General features: G+C 68.5%; 17 protein-coding genes. 9 read left to right on the forward strand and 8 right to left on the reverse strand.

Translation table 11 applies throughout. From position 1 onward, the window contains the following. The first annotated feature begins 3 nt into the window (after positions 1-3). Both QGN30_RS11705 and QGN30_RS11710 read left to right on the forward strand, forming a co-directional pair. On the forward strand, positions 4-546 hold the full coding sequence (locus tag QGN30_RS11705; RefSeq protein WP_201359515.1) for an adenine phosphoribosyltransferase: 543 nt from the start codon (positions 4-6) through the stop codon (positions 544-546). Positions 547-747: 201 nt separating this feature from the next. After that, positions 748-3060, forward strand: coding sequence for a RelA/SpoT family protein (locus QGN30_RS11710; protein ID WP_369751752.1), 2313 nt, complete (start codon positions 748-750; stop codon positions 3058-3060). Between the two features lie 13 nt (positions 3061-3073). On the opposite strand, the gene QGN30_RS11715 is transcribed toward QGN30_RS11710, so the two are convergent. Continuing rightward, on the reverse strand, positions 3074-3964 hold the full coding sequence (locus QGN30_RS11715) for a peptidylprolyl isomerase (protein ID WP_009954372.1): 891 nt from the start codon (positions 3962-3964) through the stop codon (positions 3074-3076). Positions 3965-4079: 115 nt separating this feature from the next. Between QGN30_RS11715 and QGN30_RS11720 the strand changes: the two genes are divergently transcribed. From QGN30_RS11720 to QGN30_RS11730, 3 genes are read left to right on the forward strand one after another with little or no spacing between them, the layout of a single operon-like run. Further along, the gene (locus QGN30_RS11720; RefSeq protein WP_009954373.1) at positions 4080-4736 is read left to right on the forward strand and encodes an MBL fold metallo-hydrolase; all 657 of its coding nucleotides are present in this window, start codon (positions 4080-4082) and stop codon (positions 4734-4736) included. Between the two features lie 3 nt (positions 4737-4739). After that, positions 4740-6002: a histidine--tRNA ligase gene (hisS, locus tag QGN30_RS11725; protein ID WP_008258300.1), complete on the forward strand. Its 1263-nt coding sequence runs from the start codon at positions 4740-4742 to the stop codon at positions 6000-6002. 54 nt (positions 6003-6056) lie between these two features. Then, a complete protein-coding gene (locus tag QGN30_RS11730) occupies positions 6057-7565 on the forward strand; it encodes an HNH endonuclease signature motif containing protein (protein ID WP_248923139.1) in 1509 nt (502 codons plus the stop codon). A 28-nt stretch (positions 7566-7593) separates the two neighbouring features. Here the strand turns inward: QGN30_RS11730 and QGN30_RS11735 are convergent, their stop codons facing one another. The 3 genes from QGN30_RS11735 to QGN30_RS11745 form a co-directional block, all read right to left on the reverse strand. Then, positions 7594-7818 (reverse strand): hypothetical protein, encoded by a 225-nt coding sequence (locus QGN30_RS11735; RefSeq protein ID WP_008258295.1) that lies wholly within the window; start codon positions 7816-7818, stop codon positions 7594-7596. Positions 7819-7841: 23 nt separating this feature from the next. Next, positions 7842-8336 carry an SRPBCC family protein gene (locus QGN30_RS11740; RefSeq protein ID WP_014942497.1) on the reverse strand — a complete coding sequence of 165 codons (495 nt, stop codon included), beginning with the start codon at positions 8334-8336 and terminating at the stop codon, positions 7842-7844. Positions 8337-8404: 68 nt separating this feature from the next. Further along, entirely contained in the window at positions 8405-8704 is a 300-nt protein-coding gene (locus QGN30_RS11745; RefSeq protein WP_014385295.1) for a hypothetical protein, read from the reverse strand. A 141-nt stretch (positions 8705-8845) separates the two neighbouring features. Here QGN30_RS11745 and QGN30_RS11750 point away from each other — a divergent pair, with 141 nt between their 5' ends. Further along, positions 8846-9871, forward strand: a complete 1026-nt coding sequence (locus QGN30_RS11750) for an Rv2578c family radical SAM protein (protein ID WP_008258292.1) — start codon at positions 8846-8848, stop codon at positions 9869-9871. Between the two features lies 1 nt (position 9872). Here the strand turns inward: QGN30_RS11750 and QGN30_RS11755 are convergent, their stop codons facing one another. After that, positions 9873-11453, reverse strand: a complete 1581-nt coding sequence (locus tag QGN30_RS11755; protein WP_236595487.1) for a purple acid phosphatase family protein — start codon at positions 11451-11453, stop codon at positions 9873-9875. 101 nt (positions 11454-11554) lie between these two features. Here QGN30_RS11755 and QGN30_RS11760 point away from each other — a divergent pair, with 101 nt between their 5' ends. Further along, positions 11555-11998, forward strand: a complete 444-nt coding sequence (locus QGN30_RS11760) for a hypothetical protein (RefSeq protein WP_008258290.1) — start codon at positions 11555-11557, stop codon at positions 11996-11998. On the opposite strand, the gene QGN30_RS11765 is transcribed toward QGN30_RS11760, so the two are convergent. Continuing rightward, entirely contained in the window at positions 11973-12497 is a 525-nt protein-coding gene (locus tag QGN30_RS11765) for a helix-turn-helix domain-containing protein (protein WP_064939927.1), read from the reverse strand. The two genes, QGN30_RS11760 and QGN30_RS11765, sit on opposite strands and share 26 nt — an antisense overlap. 71 nt (positions 12498-12568) lie before the next feature. Between QGN30_RS11765 and QGN30_RS11770 the strand changes: the two genes are divergently transcribed. Both QGN30_RS11770 and QGN30_RS11775 read left to right on the forward strand, forming a co-directional pair. Beyond that, positions 12569-13366, forward strand: a complete 798-nt coding sequence (locus QGN30_RS11770) for an aldolase (RefSeq protein WP_202378326.1) — start codon at positions 12569-12571, stop codon at positions 13364-13366. Between the two features lie 36 nt (positions 13367-13402). Then, entirely contained in the window at positions 13403-14284 is an 882-nt protein-coding gene (locus tag QGN30_RS11775; RefSeq protein WP_009957662.1) for a dihydrodipicolinate synthase family protein, read from the forward strand. A gap of 110 nt (positions 14285-14394) precedes the next feature. On the opposite strand, the gene ypfJ is transcribed toward QGN30_RS11775, so the two are convergent. Together ypfJ and QGN30_RS11785 are read right to left on the reverse strand one after the other, a co-directional pair. Beyond that, on the reverse strand, positions 14395-15273 hold the full coding sequence (gene ypfJ, locus QGN30_RS11780; RefSeq protein WP_038536753.1) for a KPN_02809 family neutral zinc metallopeptidase: 879 nt from the start codon (positions 15271-15273) through the stop codon (positions 14395-14397). A 9-nt stretch (positions 15274-15282) separates the two neighbouring features. Next, on the reverse strand, positions 15283-15780 hold the full coding sequence (locus tag QGN30_RS11785) for an SRPBCC family protein (protein WP_038536752.1): 498 nt from the start codon (positions 15778-15780) through the stop codon (positions 15283-15285). Positions 15781-15784: the final 4 nt, after the last annotated feature.

Below are 15784 nucleotides of genomic sequence, written 5' to 3' on the forward strand. Positions count from 1 at the left end.
GCCGTGACGGACGTCGGCGGGCGGACGCCCGTGGCGGAGCTCATCGCGTCGCTGACGCGCAAGGTGGCCGATTTCCCCAAGCCCGGGATCCAGTTCAAGGACCTCACCCCGGTGTTCGCCGACGCGACGGCGATGACGGCGATCACCGGAGCGGTGGCCGAGCTCGCGTCCGGCGCCGATCTGGTGGCCGGCATCGAGGCCCGGGGGTTTTTGGTGGCCGCGGCCGTCGCCGACCGGCTGGGCACGGGCGTGTTGGCCATCCGCAAGGCCGGGAAGTTGCCGCCGCCGGTGCACGCCGAGCGGTACGACCTGGAATACGGCACCGCCACGCTGGAGATCCCCGGCGAGGGCATTGACCTGCGCGGACGCAACATCGTGATCGTCGACGACGTGCTGGCCACCGGCGGCACCCTGGCGGCGTCGGCCCGGCTGCTCGAGCGGGCCGGGGCGAACGTGGTGGCGGCGGCGGTGCTGTTCGAACTCGGTGGGCTGGGCGGCCGGGACGCGGTCGCGCCGCTGCCGGTGCACAGCCTGATGTGCGAGTAGCGCTCTCGCCTCCGGCGGCGGTGCGCGCCGCGACGGGGGTACCTCCCAGCCGCGGAGCGGCGAGGGGGACGGCGCGAGAAGGAGCCGGGTCATCGGATCGAGAGGACGTATCCTCGAATTCGGAGGTGACCACACGTGGCGGATGACAACAGCGCGTCGCAGGCGCTCGACGCGCCCACCAAAGTCACGGAGCCGCCGGCCATCACGCAGCCCATGGAGGCGCCGGAGCCGCCGACCGAGTCCCTGAAGACGTCCAGCAGCGCGTCGCGGCGGGTCCGGGCGCGGCTGGCCCGGCGGATGACCGCGCAGCGCAGCACGCTCAACCCGGTGCTCGAACCGCTGGTGGCGGTGCACCGGGAGATCTACCCGAAGGCGAACGTGTCGATGCTGCAGCGCGCCTTCGAGGTCGCCGACCAGCGCCACGCCACCCAGTTGCGCCACTCGGGCGACCCGTACATCACCCACCCGCTGGCCGTCGCCACCATCCTGGCCGAATTGGGCATGGACACCACGACTTTGGTGGCCGCGCTGCTGCACGACACCGTCGAGGACACCGGCTACACCCTGGACGCCTTGAGCGAGGAATTCGGCGAAGAGGTCGGCCATCTCGTCGACGGTGTGACCAAGCTGGATCGGGTGGTGCTGGGCAGCGCCGCCGAGGGCGAGACGATCCGCAAGATGATCACCGCGATGGCGCGCGATCCCCGCGTGCTGGTGATCAAGGTGGCCGACCGGCTGCACAACATGCGCACCATGCGGTTCCTGCCGCCGGAGAAGCAGGCCCGCAAGGCCCGCGAGACGCTGGAAGTCATTGCGCCCCTTGCGCATCGGCTGGGTATGGCCAGCGTCAAGTGGGAGTTGGAAGACCTGTCGTTCGCGATCCTGCATCCCAAGAAGTACGAGGAGATCGTCCGGCTGGTCGCCGGGCGCGCGCCGTCGCGCGACACCTACCTGGCCAAGGTCCGCGCCGAGATCGTCAGCACGCTGGGCGCCTCGAAGATCAAGGCGACGGTGGAGGGCCGGCCCAAGCACTACTGGTCGATCTACCAGAAGATGATCGTCAAGGGCCGCGACTTCGACGACATCCACGACCTGGTCGGCATCCGCATCCTGTGCGACGAGATCCGGGACTGCTATGCCGCTGTGGGCGTGGTGCATTCGCTGTGGCAGCCGATGGCCGGCCGGTTCAAGGACTACATCGCCCAGCCCCGCTACGGCGTGTACCAGTCACTGCACACCACGGTCGTCGGCCCCGAGGGCAAGCCGCTGGAGGTGCAGATACGGACCCGCGACATGCACCGCACCGCCGAATACGGCATCGCCGCGCACTGGCGCTACAAGGAGGCCAAGGGGCGCAACGGCGTTCCGCATCCGCACGCCGCCGCCGAGATCGACGACATGGCGTGGATGCGCCAGCTGCTCGACTGGCAACGGGAGGCCGCCGACCCCGGCGAATTCCTCGAATCGTTGCGGTATGACCTTGCGGTACAAGAGATCTTCGTCTTCACCCCCAAGGGCGACGTCATCACCCTGCCGACCGGCTCCACGCCGGTGGACTTCGCCTACGCCGTGCACACCGAGGTCGGCCACCGCTGCATCGGCGCCCGGGTCAACGGACGGCTGGTGGCGCTGGAACGCAAGCTGGAAAACGGGGAAGTCGTCGAGGTTTTCACCTCGAAGGCGGCCAACGCCGGGCCGTCGCGGGACTGGCAGCAGTTCGTGGTGTCACCGCGCGCCAAGGCCAAGATCCGGCAGTGGTTCGCCAAGGAGCGCCGCGAGGAGGCACTGGAGGCCGGTAAGGACGCGATGGCACGCGAGGTGCGTCGCGGGGGACTTCCGTTGCAGCGCTTGGTCAATGGCGAGACCCTGTCGGCGGTGGCCCGCGAGCTGCACTACCTCGACGTGTCCGCCCTCTACACGGCGATCGGTGAGGGGCACGTGTCGGCCCGGCACGTCGTGCAGCGGCTGCTGGCCGAACTCGGCGGCATCGACCAGGCCGAAGAAGACCTCGCCGAACGGTCCACCCCGACGACCATGCTGCGGCGCCCGCGCAGCAGCGACGACGTCGGGGTCTCGGTCCCGGGTGCCCCGGGCGTGCTGACCAAGCTGGCGAAGTGCTGCACGCCGGTGCCCGGCGACCAGATCATGGGGTTCGTCACCCGCGGCGGCGGGGTCAGCGTGCACCGCACCGACTGCACCAACGCCGCCTCGCTGCAGCAGCAGTCCGAGCGCATCATCGAGGTGCACTGGGCGCCGTCGCCGTCGTCGGTGTTCCTGGTGGCCATTCAGGTCGAGGCGCTCGACCGGCACCGGCTGCTGTCGGACGTCACGCGCGTGCTGGCCGATGAGAAGGTCAACATCCTGTCCGCGTCTGTGACCACGTCCGGTGATCGAGTTGCCATCAGCCGGTTCACCTTTGAGATGGGTGACCCCAAGCACCTCGGCCACCTGCTGAACGTGGTGCGCAACGTCGAGGGCGTGTACGACGTCTACCGGGTGACGTCGGCGGCCTGAGCCCCGCTCGGACTCAGTCGAGCAGCACCGAGGTGATGGTGACCTCGGTCGCGGGTGCCCCGTCCTCGCCGCCGCCGGCGACGCCGGCCTTGGCGATCTTGTCCAGGGTGGCGAGCCCGTCGGGCTGGATGGTGCCGAACACGGTGTATTGCGGCGGCAGCTGGGAGTCCTTGTAGACCATGAAGAATTGGCTGCCGTTGGTGCCGGGCCCGGCGTTGGCCATGGCCAGGGTGCCGCGCGGGTAGAGGACGGGCTCCTGCGCCTTGGGGTCGTTCGGCGGGTACTGGTCGGTGGGGTATTCGTTGGCGAATTGGTAGCCCGGGCCGCCCGTGCCTTCGCCCTTGGGGTCGCCGCACTGCAAGACGCCCAGCCCCGGTGAGGTGGTCAGCCGGTGGCATTTGGTGTTGTCGAAGTATTTCTGCCCGACCAGGCTCGCGAAACTGTTGACGGTGCAAGGCGATTCGTTGTTGGCCAGCATCAGGCCGATGTGGCCCTGGTTGGTCACCATGCTGACGCTCACCTGCGCCGGATCGGTCGGCACCTTGCCGGTGCGCGGCGGCTTGACCTGCTTGGCCGCGGGCTCCGGCGTTGCCGGGTATTGACAATTGGCGCCGACCTCGGCCGACGGCTTGAACGCCGGCAACGGCGGGGCGGACGGCGCGGGCCCGGCGGGCGTCGTGCTCTCCGGCGAGCTGCTGCTGGTCGTCGTCGCCGCGGTGTTGCTCTTGTGTTCGTGCTTGGTGTTGACGATCGTCAGGACCACCGCCACGACCACGGCCACGGCCACGATCGAGCCGGCCGCGATCAACACGATCCGGCGCGTCTTGGCTTGCTTCGCGCGCCGCTCCAGCTGGCGTTCGAGCTTGCGCTTGGCGTTGGCACGTCGTTGTTCGTTGGTCGGCACGGCCGCTATGCCTCCATGATTGGATCGGAGCCCCATAAACCCGTGAGGTGGCCAGCTCAGGCTAATGTGGGCGCCGCGACTCGTGTCAAGTGGGCCCCATGGGAAAATGGGATCCGTGTTGATCACCGGATTTCCCGCCGGCATGTTGCAGTGCAACTGCTACGTGCTGGCTGAGCGGCCGGGAACGGACGCCGTCATCGTGGATCCGGGTCAGCGGGCGATGGCCCCGCTGCGGCGCATCCTGGACGAGAACCGGCTGACGCCGGCGGCGGTGCTGCTGACCCATGGGCACATCGACCACATGTGGTCGGCGCAGAAGGTTTCCGACACCTACGGGTGCCCGACCTACATCCATCCCGAGGACAGGTTCATGCTCAAAGACCCGATCTACGGCCTGGGCCCACGGCTGGCGCAGCTGGTGGCGGGCGCCTTCTGGCGGGAGCCCAAGCAGGTCGTCGAGCTCGACCGCGACGGCGACAAGCTCGACCTGGGCAGCGTGACGGTCAACGTCGACCACACCCCCGGGCACACGCGCGGATCGGTGGTGTTCCGGGTGACCGGGGACAAGGACTTGGTGTTCACCGGCGACACGCTGTTCGAGCGGTCGGTCGGGCGCACCGATCTGTTCGGCGGCAGCGGGCGCGACCTGCTGACCTCGATCGTCGACAAACTCCTGGTGCTCGACGACGCGACGGTGGTGCTGCCGGGGCACGGCAACGCCACCACCATCGGCGCCGAGCGGCGCCTCAACCCCTTCCTCGAAGGCCTGTAACCGGTGGCGGAATTTTCTGCGCCCAAGGGCGTGCCCGACTACGTCCCGCCGGACTCGGCCCAGTTCGTCGCGGTGCGCGACGGACTGCTCGGGGCCGCCCGCCGCGCCGGTTACGGCGATATCGAGCTGCCCATCTTCGAGGACACCGCGCTGTTCGCGCGCGGCGTGGGCGAGTCCACCGACGTGGTGTCCAAGGAGATGTACACGTTCGCCGACCGCGGCGATCGTTCGGTGACGCTGCGGCCCGAGGGGACCGCCGGCGTGGTCCGCGCCGTCATCGAACACGGATTGGACCGCGGCGCGTTGCCCGTCAAACTTTGTTACGCGGGACCGTTTTTCCGCTACGAACGCCCGCAGGCCGGCCGCTATCGCCAGCTGCAACAGGTCGGCGTGGAGGCGATCGGCGTCGACGACCCAGCCCTGGACGCCGAGGTCATCGCCGTGGCCGACGCGGGTTTTCGCTCCCTGGGGCTCGACGGCTTCCGGCTGGAGATCACCTCGCTCGGCGACGACAGCTGCCGACCGGCGTATCGAGAACTGTTGCAGGAGTTCCTGTTTGGGCTCTCGCTTGACGACGAGACGCGCCGGCGCGCCGAGATCAACCCGCTGCGCGTCCTCGACGACAAGCGACCCGAGGTGCGGGCCATGACGGCCGATGCGCCGGTGCTGCTCGACCACCTGTCCGATGCGGCCAAGCAGCACTTCGACACCGTCCTGGCGCATCTGGACGCGCTCGGGGTGCCCTACGTCATCAACCCGCGCATGGTGCGCGGGCTGGACTACTACACCAAGACCACGTTCGAGTTCGTGCACGACGGGCTGGGCGCGCAGTCGGGCATCGGCGGCGGGGGCCGCTACGACGGCCTGATGCGCGAGCTCGGCGGACAAGACCTGTCCGGCATCGGATTTGGGCTCGGCGTGGACCGCACGCTGCTGGCGCTGCGGGCCGAGGGCAAGAGCGTGGGGACGGCGGCGCGCTGCGAGGTCTTCGGGGTGCCGTTGAGCGAGCAGGCCAAGCTGCGGCTGGCGGTGCTGGCCGGTCAACTGCGGTCCGCCGGGGTGCGCGTCGACCTGGCCTACGGCGACCGCGGGCTCAAGGGCGCGATGCGCGCGGCCGACCGGTCGGGCGCCCGGGTCGCCCTGGTGCTGGGCGACCGCGATATCGAGGCCGGCACGGTCGGGGTGAAGGACCTCGGGACGGGGGAGCAGTCGGCCGTCGCTTCGGAGACCGTTGTCGCCGACGTGCTTGCGCGGCTGGGCCGGTAGCCCGTTTCGGGCCTGGTAGGCGGTTTGTCGGTTGCCTGTGGCATAGTCGAACGTATGTTCGATGAGGTGCGGCGGCGTGCGGTGATCGCGGAGCTTGATGAGCTCGTTGAGCGTTGTCATCCGTCGTCGACGCGGGAGTCGGCGGCGTTGTTGGAGCACCTCGGGGTTGTGGCGCGGGTGGAGAATCGGGCGGCGGCGGCGCAGTTGGTGGCGATCGGGGAGTTGTTTGCCTATCGGCTCTCGCGCTGTGCGGAGACCGAGGAGTGGGCGGTGGACACCGAGGCGGCGGTGGCCGCGGAGGTGGGCGCGCAGTTGCGGATCGGCCAGGGGTTGGCCGCGAGCCGGGTGCGCTATGCCCGCGCGATGCGCGAACGCCTGCCGAAAGTGGGGGCGGTGTTTGGCGCCGGGGATATCGATTATCGGATGTTTCAGACCATCGTGTTCCGCACCGATTTGATCGTCGATCCCGAGGTTCTGGGGGCGGTGGACGCGGTGTTGGCGGCCAATGTGGGCCGGTGGCCGTCGTTGAGTCAGGGCCGGTTGGCGGCCCAGGTCGACAAGGTCGTGGCCAAGGCTGATGTGGATGCGGTGCGGCGGCGCCAGGAGCGCGCGGCCGGCCGGCAGGTGTGGATGGCCGACATGGGTGATGGGCTGGCGCATCTGGAGGCCACCCTGTATGCCCCGGATGCCCATGCCCTGGATCGGCGCCTGGATGGGTTGGCGGCCACGGTGTGTGCGCACGACCCACGGACTCGCGAGCAGCGCCGCGCTGATGCATTGGGGGCGTTGGCCGCCGACGCCGATCGGCTGGGGTGTCGCTGCGGGCGCGCGGATTGTGCGGCCGGGGGGCGGGCCGCGGGCCCGGTGACTGTCCATGTGATCGGCGAACACGCGGTGCTGGAGGGTCGCGCATCCACCCCGGGTGCCGAGGTCGGCGCCGAGGGGCTCATCCCGCCGGAGGTGCTGGCCGAGCTGGCGGCCTCGGCGACACTGGTGCCGTTGACCCATCCCGGCGACGCGCCACCCGAGGCGGGGTATGTGCCCTCGCGGGCGCTGGCCGATTTTGTGCGGTGTCGGGATCTGACGTGTCGCTGGCCCGGCTGTGATCGCCCGGCCACCGCCTGCGATGTGGACCACACCATCCCGTACGCCGCCGGTGGCCCCACACACGCGTCGAACCTCAAGGCGCTGTGCCGTACGCATCATTTGGTGAAAACGTTTTGGGGCTGGCAGGAAAAGCAGCTGCCCGATGGCACGCTGATCTTCACCTCCCCGGCCGGGCACACCTATGTGACCACCCCGGGCAGCGCCCTGTTGTTTCCCAGCTTGTGCGCGGCCACCGGCGCGATCGCGGCCCCCGAAGCCGACCCGCCCCCGAACCACTGCGCCCAGCGCACCGCGATGATGCCCCAACGCCGCCGCACCCGCACCCAAGACCGCGCCACCCGCATCGCAGCAGAACGCAAACACAACCGAACGGCTCGCCTGGCTGAAAGGCCTTCGTACGCTTGGTATTCCGAATCGACTCACGCCGTGGGGGACGGGGAGCCGCCGCCCTTCTAGCGCGCCGGCGCGGGCCGGCGCGGCCCGGTCATTTCTTGCTGGGAATGACGATCACCACGATCAGGGTGAGGATGGAGAAGAACAGTCCAAGGATTCCCCATCCCAGCGGATTGCGGCCCTTCATCATGGCGATGACGCCGCAGACTATTGCGGCGATGATGCTGCCGATCGCGACGAAAATCCCTTTGATGCCACGCAGAATGAAGCCGGCGGCGACGGGGTCCGAACTCGCCAGAACCATCGAATGCAACATGTCGGTCCCTCCTGCCGCCGGGCTTACAGCAATATTCCCCGCGGATAACCGCGGCGGACGGTGCGGTCGAGAATTCCCAGGGTCGCCCGCAGCGCGCCCTCGGACAGGATCGGGAAAATCCCGGCTTCCCGCCACTTGGGGTCGATGTTCGACCAGTCGTAGAACGAGGTGACCACGGTGGCCGTGGAGTCTTCGGTCGGCGCGAGCGCATAGCCGTACACATGGCCGATCGGTGGCTGGATCTGACCGAGCACCGTCCACGCGATGAGGCGGTCCTGCTCGAACTGCTTGATCTCGACGGTGACGTCGTACTTGCCCAATTGCGGAAAGTCGTTCAACGACTCGCGATCCATGTGCACGACGAAGCGGTCACCGACGCCGCGCACCGCATCGCCGTCGGCATCCTGGAGCATCCCGGACGAATCGATCGCCACGTGGCCCTGCGGGTCGCACAGCACGGCGAATATGTCCGACGCCGGTGCGGCGATGGTGCGGGAAGTCTCGATGCGTTCGGTCATAACTCCTCGCGGCTGACGTCCGGGGCGACGATCCGCAGCTTAGCCCCGCGAAGGGCGGCAGAAGCGGGCTAATGCGGTGAGTTGACCAGATAACACTGCACGCGGCGAACGGCGTCGTCCCGGTTGACGCCCATGTTCACCAGCCTCTCAACCACTTCGGCGGCCGGCACACCCGAAATGATGTCGTGGTCGATCACATGGACGCTGGGGAACCACACGTCTGCACTCACGCCCGGCGGCGGGGGCTTCGTGTCGCCTCCGACGCATTGGGCATAACCGACGGCGCCGGTTTCCGCGCCGGCCGGCGACGCCCCCATCAGCACAACGACGGGAATGCCAACCGCCGCCGCGACATGGATCAAACGCATGCGTGCAACACCCCGCCTTCGGTTCGGTCACCCGAAAATAATCTGGTTTGCTACCACGCACAAGGCCAAGCTTCGGCGGCGCAGCGGGGCGGATGGGCCACGGCACTTGACTGTATCTCGAACTGATGTTCGAATAGCGGGATGCGGTGGGCAAGCCAGGCCGTCGCGGTCAACGGGAAACCGGTCGAGGACGGGGCGCTGCCGGGGCTGCAACGCATCGGCTTCGTCCGCAGCGTGCGCTCGCCGCAGTTCGACGGCATCACCTTTCACGAGGTGCTGTGCAAGTCCGCGCTGAACAAGGTGCCCAACGCGTCGGCCCTGCCGTTCCGCTATACGGTCAACGGCTACCGCGGCTGCTCGCACGCCTGCCGGTACTGCTTCGCCCGGCCCACCCACGAATACCTGGAGTTGGACTGCGGCAACGACTTTGACACCCAGGTCGTCGTCAAGACCAACGTGGCCGAGGTGCTGCGTCGCGAGTTGCGCAGGCCGTCGTGGCAGCGCGAGACCGTCGCCCTGGGCACCAACACCGATCCCTACCAGCGGGCCGAGGGGCGCTACGCGTTGATGCCCGGCATCATCGGCGCCCTGGCCGAATCGGGCACCCCGCTCTCGATCCTGACCAAGGGCACCCTGCTGCGCCGCGACCTGCCGCTGATCGCCGACGCCGCGGCGCAGGTCCCGGTGTCGGTCGCGGTGTCGCTGGCGGTCGGGGATGCCGAGCTGCACCGCGACGTCGAGCCCGGCACGCCCACGCCACAGGCGCGGCTCGGCCTGATCGGCGCGATCACCGCCGCCGGGCTGAACTGCCACGTGATGGTCGCGCCGGTGCTGCCGTATCTCACCGATTCCGCCGAGCATCTCGACGCGCTGCTCGGCCAGATCGCGGCGGCCGGCGCCGGCAGCGTGACGGTTTTCGGCCTGCACCTGCGCAGCTCGACCCGCGGATGGTTCATGTCGTGGCTGGCGCGCTCGCATCCCGAACTGGTCGGCCGCTATCGCGAGCTGTACCGGCGGGGCGCCTACCTGCCGCAGGGTTATCGCGACATGCTACGGGAGCGCGCCGCCCCGCTGATCGCCAAGTACCGGCTCGCCGGCGATCATCGCCCGTTCTCCCAAGCGGTTTCGGCCGAAACGCCGCAACCCGTTCAGGAGACGTTGTTTTGAGCTAGCTTTTGTCGCGGCGCGGCTTGGTCAGGGTGAATTCGTCGATCACGACCATGTCGCCCAGCGGGCCCCGCAACGCGTAATGCGTCGCCTTGATCGAGGTATTGCCGCCGGGGCGGCCCGGGTCGACGTCGAAAGCCGCGAAGCCGTAAGGGTTGTCGCGGTCGCGGAACGCCGACCACGGCGCGTCCTCGAGGACGTAGATCGGCGCCTTGCGCCGCAGCCCGGGGTCGAACCCCCCCACGCCGGTGACCACCCGGCACCGGGGTTCGGGAAAGAACATCGCGTTGCTCGGCGCCGAGGTGCCGCCGCCGCCGATGACCAGATGCACCGTGCCCCGGGTGGAGTCGATGAGATCGCTTCGGGTGTCGACGGGGATCGGCGTGCGGGTGTCGGTCCCCAGCGCGCCCCGCACGGGATGCGAGCGTTCGTAGTGGTGCTCGTGGCCGCACAACACCAGGTCCACCTGGTACTGGTCGAACAGCGGCAGCCATTCCTCCCGGATGCCCAGGTCGGCCCCGTTGGTCTTGTCGGCGGTGGAGATCGCCGTCTGGTGCATGCACACGACCACCCAGTCGATATTCGGGTCGCTCCGGGACGCGGCGAGTTCGCTTGCCAGCCAGCGCCTTTGCTCTCCGCCGGAGTAGCCGTGCACGTAGGAGTTGCCACCGTCCTGGTAGGCCACGTCGTCGTTGGCCAGGCTGATCACCCGCACCGATCCGGCGGTGAACGAGTACCACAGGCCGCGGGTCTGGGGGCTGGACCCGGAATCGGGCACCGCGAAGTAGGTCTGATAAGCGCCGTAACCGATCGGCCCGTTGCCCAATTCGTTCTCATGGTTGCCGGCCGCCGGCATCCAGGGCCGGTGGCGGGCCGAGCGGGTGTTGTTGTCGAACCAGTTCGACCAGGTCCGGATCCGGTTCTGGGCCAGGTTGGCGTAGCACAGGTCGCCGTTGACCAGGTTGAACAGCGGGCCGAGGCGCTCGATGGCCATGGTGGTGTCGGCGGCCGCCGGCGAGCCGATGTTGTCGGTCGCATAGCGGCCGTCGGGCATCTTGGCCAGAGCCGGCGTGGACTGGTCGCCGAAGCTGGTGAACCGCAAGGGCTTTCGGCCCGACGGCGCCGTTCGTACGGTGCCCTGTTCCGGTTCGGCTCCGTCGTGCACCGCGGCGTACACGTAGTCGGTGTCCGGGGTCAGGTCGGTCAGCCGGGCGTGGTTCACTCGAACTTCGGTGCCCGACTTGGCGTCCCGGTACGTGCGGGTCTCGGCGGCCACGGTGCGGCCGAAGCCGGATGTCGGTGTACCGAGCAGGACGCGCGGATTGCGGACGGCGTCGGTGGTGTGCCAGGACACCACCACCTCGGTGGCGGCGTCCCTGCCGAATTGCAGGTGCAGCCCGCCGATCGGTGGCGCGCCGTTGCGGTCGGGCTGCAGCCAGGCCGCGGGCCCGCGGGGGCCGGCGGGCTGCGACCACAGCAGCGCGGCGCCACCCACCCCGACGCCGCCGAGAACCGCGGAGGCCGCACTCGATGTGAGTAACCGGCGGCGGCTGATGCCGGCATGTTCCGAATCGTCGCTCACTCCTGCTTCATACCGCAGCCGCGCGACCTGAAGGTGAACGCCCCGCGTGGTAGAGGCCGTTTCCCGGATACGGCGGTAACGGATTCGGTAGCGTTTGAGATATGACGAACGTGCGAATAGCGACCACGGGGATCGCGGCGGCGACGTTTGCCGCGGCCGCTGCGATGATTGCGACGCCCGCCACCTCCCACGCGGATCCCGCCGGCCACCAGGTGACGTACACGATCACCGCCACCGGCAACCTGACCGGCAACGTCAGGTACATGAACAGCGATCCGCCCAGCCAGGCGGCCTTCAACTCGAACTCGTCGCAGTTCCTGAACACCGTGCAGACGGCGTTCACCGCCGGGCAGCCGCTCGTCTACAACGCCACCCTGGCCGACCCCAACCAGTGGGCGTTCGTCAACGCCAGCGGTGGATGCCACTGGCCGGACTGCGACTCGTCGAACATGCCGCAGATTCAATGCCAGATCGCGGTGGACGGCCAGGTCGTGGTGACCCAGAGCGCCACCACCGGAGTCACCTGCTCGACGCGTCCCTGGTAGCCACGACGACGACCTCGGCGGGTTCGGCGCCGACGGCCCGGACCTGGTGGCCGATCGAGGCGTCGAAATAGGCGCTGTCGCCGGGCCCGAGGGTGAACGTCTGATCCCCGTAGTCGAGCTCGACGGTCCCGGCGTGCACGAACAGGAATTCCTGACCCGTGTGCTCGGGATGGGGGTCGTCGGCCGGCTTCTCGGTCGGGCGAACCACGAACGGCGACATCGACTTTCCCAGCAGCGACGAGGCCAGCACCCGGTAGCGCTCACCCTCCGCACTGGCGGCCCGTTCGACGGTGATCTTCTCGTGGGCCGCCTCCTCGGAGAACAGCCGCCCGACGTCGACGTCCAGCGCCTTGGCGACCTTGAGGGCGACCGCGATCGACGGCGTGCTGCGCCGGCGTTCGATCTTGGACAGGTAGCTCTTGGTCAGCCCGGTCTGCTGGGCGAGGGCCTCGAGAGTGAGGCCGCGTTGCTTGCGGACCGCGCGCAGCAGTGCCGTCACCGGCCGCCCCTCTCATGACACAAGGTTTCCTATAGTGATACTATCGTGTCATATCGCCGAGGGAGCCCGTTATGGCCAGCACGTTCACCGATTCGAAATCCGACTTGATGCGCCGCGCGGTCGAGCAGTTGACGGCCCTTCAATCCAAGGACGCCGCCGATGCGCCGCTGACCACGCGCCAGAAGCTCGCCCTGACGTGCCGCGTCCTGTTCGACGCCGGGCACGATTCCGGGTTGGCCGGGCAGATCACCGCCCGCGCCGAGCGGGACGGCACCTACTACACCCAGCGGCTCGGTCTGGGCTTCGACGAGATCACCGACGCCAACCTGCTTTTGGTCGACGAGGACCTCAACGTCCTTGAGGGAGACGGAATCGCCAACCCCGCCAACCGCTTTCACAGCTGGATCTATCGCGCCCGCCCCGATGTGCAATGCATCGTGCACACGCACGCGTTCCACGTGGCGGCGCTGTCGATGCTGGAAGTTCCGCTGATCGTGTCCCACATGGACACCACTCCGCTCTACGGCGACTGCGCGTTCCTGGAGAAATGGCCGGGCGTGCCGGTCGGCAACGAGGAGGGGGAGATCATCTCCGCCGCGCTGGGGGACAAGAAGGCGGTCCTGCTGGCTCACCACGGCCACGTCATCGCCGGCGCCAGCGTCGAGGAGGCGTGTTCGTTGGGCATCCTCATCGAGCGCGCCGCGAAACTGCAGCTGGCCGCGATGGCCGCCGGCACCGTCAAAGAGCTACCCGAGGAGCTGGCCCGCGAGGCCCACGACTGGACACTGTCGCCGCAGCGCAGCCGCGCCAACTTCGCCTACTACGCCCGCCGGGCCCTGGCCCGGCACCCGGACGCGCTGACCAGCTAACCCGCTATCCGCCAACCGAATCCGAGGAGCCCGCCTGTGGCGCAAACGTCCGAGCCCAAGATCCACGGCATCATCGCCTACCCGGTAACGCCGTTCTCTGGGGACGGCATCGACACGAAACGCCTTGCGGCGCTGGTCGACCGGCTGGTGTCCGCCGGCGTTCATGCGATCGCACCGCTGGGCAGCACCGGCGAACTCGCCTATCTCGACGAACCCGAATTCGACACCGTGGTCGACACCACCATCGCCACCGTCGCGGGCCGGGTGCCGGTGGTGGTCGGTGTGTCGGATGTGACCACCGCCAAGACCATTCGGCGCGCCACCTACGCGCAGCAGGCCGGGGCCGACGCCGTGATGATCCTGCCGGTGTCCTACTGGAAGCTGACCGAGCGGGAGATCTTCCAGCACTACCGCAGCATCAGCGATGCCATCTCGATCCCGATCATGGCCTACAACAACCCGGCCACCAGCGGCGTCGACATGCCGCCCGAGTTGCTGGTGCGCATGTTCGAATCCATCGACAACGTGACCATGGTCAAGGAGTCCACCGGCGACCTGACCCGCATGCAGCGCATCGCCGAACTGTCCGGCAATCGGCTGCCCTTCTACAACGGCAGCAACCCGCTGGTGCTCGACGCGCTGAAGGCCGGGGCGTCCGGATGGTGCACGGCCGCACCGTGTTTGCGGCCGCAGCCCTGCATCGACCTCTACGAGGCGGTGCGCGCGAACGACCTCGACACGGCGCAGAAGCTCTATGACGACCTCAAGCCGCTGCTCACCTTCATCGTCGCGGGCGGGCTGGCCACCACCGTCAAGGCCGGCCTGGAGCTGCTCGACTTCCCGGTCGGGGATCCGCGCGCGCCACTGTTGCCGCTCGACGAGGCCGGCCGGGGCGAACTGAAAGGCCTACTGGCTTAGCCCGATTGGGCTACTCCTCCTCACCCCGCTGCGCGGGCTGCATCGTCGTAGGGCTAGCCCGATTGCCCTACTCCTCCTCACCCCGCTGCGCGGGCTGCATCGTCGTAGGGCTAGCCCAAGTCGGGTGCGGAGAAGGTGTCGCACTGCTTCGGATCACCGGTCTGATAGCCGACGGTGAACCAATGCTGCCGCTGCTCGGCCGAGCCGTGGGTCCAGCTTTCGCGGTTGACGCGCCCGGTCGCCTGTTTCTGGATGCGGTCGTCGCCGACCGATGCGGCGGCCGATAGCGCGTCGCGAATGTCCTCGTCGGTCAACGGATTCAGGAACGGCGTGCCGTCCTTCTGGTTGACCGTCGCTGCGTAGTGCGCCCAGATGCCGGCGTAGCAGTCGGCCTGCAGCTCGGTGCGCACGCCGTTGCCGCCGGCGCCCTTGGCCCCCTGCTGGGCGCGGCCCAGGTCGCCCTGCAGCTGCTGCACGTGATGACCGTATTCGTGGGCGACGACGTATTCCTGCGCGAAAGCGCCGTTGCTGGAATGCAGCTGCTTGACGAGCACATCCTGAAAGAAGCTGGTGTCGAAGTACGCCGTCTGGTCGGCCGGGCAGTAGAACGGCCCGACGTCGGTGGTGGCCGGTCCGCAAGCGGTGCTCACCTGGTCGCTGAACAGACGCACATGGGGGCGGGTGTAACCCGGCATCAGCTGATGCCACACCGCGTCCACCGAATTGCCGGTGGCGACCACGCGGCATTGCACGTACTTGTTGGCGTCGGCGCCGGTCTTGCACTGGCTCAGGTCGAAACCGGGCGCGGAATAGCCGCCGGTGTTGGTCTGCGGCTGGTTCATCACGCGACCGGGGTCGACGCCCAAAAACAGCGCCCCGAGCAGGATGATCAGCCCGAGGCCGCCGCCCCCGACGGCCATCCCCATCCCGCCACCGCCGGACGACGATGCTGCGCTGGTGTCGATCTGCATGCCCTCGTTGAAGGTCATGACACGCTCCTAAGGTTGCCGGGTCGCAAGGGAGTCGGTGTAGCTACGCAGGTTGCGCAGGTATCGGCGCAGGGCCAGGTTCAGCAGCGGCCCGACCACGACCATCGCCAGCTTCGCCGGGCCGGCCGGCTTCTGGGCCATGGTCCACGTCAGCCGGCAGCCGCCCGGGATGGCCTCGACCCGGTAGTCCTCGGCGAAGGCCGCCACGGACTTGGTCGAGCATTCATTGAAGCGAAAAGCCATGTGCGCGAAGGGTTCCCACGCGAGGAATTCCTCGTTGCCGACGATGCCGCCGCGCATCTCCACGACGCGGGTGGTGCCGACGCCGCGGGGCTCGGGGCTGGTCCACGTGACCTTCGTGATCACCTTCGCCCAGCGCGGCCAGGATGCCGCGTCGGAGAGCACCTCGAACAGCTGCTCGGGGGTGATGGCCAGGTCGACGCTGTTGCGGAACGCAAATGGCGCCGATTCGATGAAGTTCACGTCGACGCGCTCGCAGGGGAACATGAAA

It is taken from the genome of Mycobacterium sp. 3-98 (genome assembly GCF_035918355.1).
GTDB classification, from domain to species: Bacteria; Actinomycetota; Actinomycetes; order Mycobacteriales; family Mycobacteriaceae; genus Mycobacterium; species Mycobacterium intracellulare.

Excerpts from the sequence above, each read along its gene's own strand:
- QGN30_RS11730 (WP_248923139.1), top strand. The coding sequence starts at position 6,057 with ATGTTCGATGAGGTGCGGCGGCGTGCGGTGATCGCGGAGCTTGATGAG.
- QGN30_RS11735 (WP_008258295.1), bottom strand. The coding sequence starts at position 7,818 with ATGTTGCATTCGATGGTTCTGGCGAGTTCGGACCCCGTCGCCGCCGGC.
- QGN30_RS11740 (WP_014942497.1), bottom strand. The coding sequence starts at position 8,336 with ATGACCGAACGCATCGAGACTTCCCGCACCATCGCCGCACCGGCGTCG.
- QGN30_RS11745 (WP_014385295.1), bottom strand. The coding sequence starts at position 8,704 with ATGCGTTTGATCCATGTCGCGGCGGCGGTTGGCATTCCCGTCGTTGTG.
- QGN30_RS11750 (WP_008258292.1), top strand. The coding sequence starts at position 8,846 with ATGCGGTGGGCAAGCCAGGCCGTCGCGGTCAACGGGAAACCGGTCGAG.
- QGN30_RS11760 (WP_008258290.1), top strand. The coding sequence starts at position 11,555 with ATGACGAACGTGCGAATAGCGACCACGGGGATCGCGGCGGCGACGTTT.
- QGN30_RS11770 (WP_202378326.1), top strand. The coding sequence starts at position 12,569 with ATGGCCAGCACGTTCACCGATTCGAAATCCGACTTGATGCGCCGCGCG.
- ypfJ (WP_038536753.1), bottom strand. The coding sequence starts at position 15,273 with ATGACCTTCAACGAGGGCATGCAGATCGACACCAGCGCAGCATCGTCG.
- QGN30_RS11785 (WP_038536752.1), bottom strand. The coding sequence starts at position 15,780 with ATGTTCCCCTGCGAGCGCGTCGACGTGAACTTCATCGAATCGGCGCCA.